General features: G+C 45.4%; 3 protein-coding genes and 2 pseudogenes. All 5 read left to right on the top strand.

Annotation, left to right across the window (positions count from 1 at the left end):
* Nucleotides 1-340: pseudogene (locus ACFIMC_RS03170) on the top strand (phage portal protein); the annotation flags it as partial.
* The gene (locus ACFIMC_RS03175; RefSeq protein WP_375680962.1) at nucleotides 330-1403 is read left to right on the top strand and encodes a S49 family peptidase; all 1074 of its coding nucleotides are present in this window, start codon (nucleotides 330-332) and stop codon (nucleotides 1401-1403) included. The pseudogene ACFIMC_RS03170 and the gene ACFIMC_RS03175, both read left to right, overlap by 11 nt.
* Nucleotides 1404-1513: 110 nt before the next feature.
* A complete protein-coding gene (locus ACFIMC_RS03180) occupies nucleotides 1514-1666 on the top strand; it encodes a hypothetical protein (protein WP_246350187.1) in 153 nt (50 codons plus the stop codon).
* On the top strand, nucleotides 1663-2031 hold the full coding sequence (locus ACFIMC_RS03185; RefSeq protein WP_375680963.1) for a head decoration protein: 369 nt from the start codon (nucleotides 1663-1665) through the stop codon (nucleotides 2029-2031). Before ACFIMC_RS03180 ends, ACFIMC_RS03185 begins: the two co-directional genes overlap by 4 nt.
* A gap of 12 nt (nucleotides 2032-2043) precedes the next feature.
* A pseudogene (locus ACFIMC_RS03190) lies at nucleotides 2044-2190 on the top strand (major capsid protein); the annotation flags it as partial.

Below are 2190 nucleotides of genomic sequence, written 5' to 3' on the forward strand. Positions count from 1 at the left end.
AGGGTGGGAAGAAAATTCCTTGCCATGGCTTCAATGTGAAAGCTTTGCACCCCCGCTTGAAATGATTGATCCAAACAAGGATATCTCAGCGGAAAAAGAAGAAATCCGTGCAGGCTTGAAAACACGACGCATGGCACTTGCCGAGCGTGGCTTTGATATCGACAGCATTCATGCCGAACTTGAAGAAGAGCACACAGATGCTCGTGCGCGCGGCTTATCTTTTGATACGGATATGGCGGCACCCGCTGGTGAAAATCAAGCGATTGATGATGAAGATTCAGACCCTTCTGAGACTTATGAAAGCAACCAAGGCAGTGAGGCACATAAAAATGGTGAATAATCTTGATATGCCGTTCTTGGCATCACGGCTTTTTGGGGTTCCACATATGCTTGCCTCGACAAAGCTTGATATCATTTTGAATGCTCTTGCACCACGCCTTTTTGAGGGAGAAAAGTTTCCCATTGAAGCTTATTCGCAAGAGAATACAGAAGCTTTAAGACCCCCTGAAACTTATGTAGTACAAAACAATGTTGCCATAATACCGGTTCATGGCACGCTTGTGCGCCGTGGTGCATGGCTTGGGGCTTTATCGGGGCTAACCTCTTATGAAGGTTTAAGCGCTTCTTTTCGTGAAGCCATTGCACAACCTGATGTTCGCGCTGTTTTACTTGATATTGATAGCGGCGGTGGAGAAGCCGGTGGTGTGTTTGATTTGGTTGAAGAGTTTCAAACACTCTCAAAACAATACGACAAGCCCATTTGGGCACATGCCAATGAGTTTGCTTGTTCTGCAGCTTATGCCATTGCTTGTGCGGCTTCTCAAATATGGGTAGCTCGCACAGGGGTTGTGGGCTCGATTGGGGTTGTTTGTGCCCATCTTGACCAGTCCCGTGCAGATGAAAAACACGGGCATAAATGGACCTTTGTCTTTGAAGGTGATCACAAAACCCATGGCAACCCTCATGAACCCTTGAGCGATACAGCACAGATAAAAATGCAAGCCGATTGCGCCCTGCTCTACGAGATGTTTGTCGATTTGGTGGCGCAAAACAGACGCTTAAATGCTGCTGCAATTCGTGACACAAAAGCAGAAACTTTTATAGGCACCCAAGCGATCACCCTTGGATTAGCAGATGCGCAGGGCACCCTTGCGCAAGCTTTGGAAGCCTTAACGGATTCCATATCACAAAACCCAACATCAACAGAAAAAGAAGGACAAAACACATGGCACGCACACAATACCGCGCTGAAGAAGATGATGACGAAAAGATCGTCGACATCATCAATGACGAGGAAGAGGACGAAGACGATAGTGACATCGACAAAAACGCCGAAGACTTCGACGATGAAGAAGAAAACGAAGATGAAGATGAAGACAATGAGGACAAGCAGGAAAACATAAAAGCTGCTCTTGAAAAAGAAAGAAAGCGCGCAAAAGCACTAACAACCCTTGAAAGGCAAGCAAAGCACTTAGGCGTTTCTTTTGACGCAGCAAAAGCTATTCAAAACGGTATGAGTGTCGAGAAAGCACGCCAGTGTGTGTTGACGGCTGCTAGCTCTCAAAGCGCGTCTTTAAAAGTCTCGCCTTATACCCCTCATAGTGATGGGACGAGCAAGGCAAAGATTTATGCAAAATGGGAAGCAGCTTGGAGGGCAGTGAAATGACGAATATTATTTATGACGACGTACGCAATGGCGCTTATCTTGGACCCTACGACCCCGATATGTCAAATGAAGAAGTGCTGTTTGCATCAGGAGCATTCATTGAAGCTGGAACTGTCATGGGGAAAATTACAGCATCACAAAAATATACCCCCCTTAATCCAGCAGCATCAGATGGCAGTCAAACACCGGCAGGGATTTCTTTTGCCACTATTGACGCAACAGAAGCAGATCAACGTGCCGTGATTACAGCACGCTTATGCACTGTAAAAGCTTCTGAACTGCTATGGCCAGATGCCATCACGGATGAGCAAAAGAAAGCAGCCATTCAGTCTTTAGAAGACAAAAACAACATTCTATTGCGATAGGAGAATGCACACATGGATATGAATTTTTTTAAACATGATGCTTTCTCAAGCATCACAATGATGAAAGCCATTGAAAACTATGAGTTTCAACCTGGTCTTGTAAGCTCTCTTAATCTTTTTGAGGAAGTTGAAACCAGTACCACAGTGGTTGGTATTGAA

The sequence above is a fragment of the Bartonella sp. AP21QHHD genome (genome assembly GCF_042196205.1).
Classification (GTDB): domain Bacteria; phylum Pseudomonadota; class Alphaproteobacteria; order Rhizobiales; family Rhizobiaceae; genus Bartonella.

Excerpts from the sequence above, each read along its gene's own strand:
- ACFIMC_RS03175 (WP_375680962.1), top strand. The coding sequence starts at position 330 with ATGGTGAATAATCTTGATATGCCGTTCTTGGCATCACGGCTTTTTGGG.
- ACFIMC_RS03180 (WP_246350187.1), top strand. The coding sequence starts at position 1,514 with ATGAGTGTCGAGAAAGCACGCCAGTGTGTGTTGACGGCTGCTAGCTCT.
- ACFIMC_RS03185 (WP_375680963.1), top strand. The coding sequence starts at position 1,663 with ATGACGAATATTATTTATGACGACGTACGCAATGGCGCTTATCTTGGA.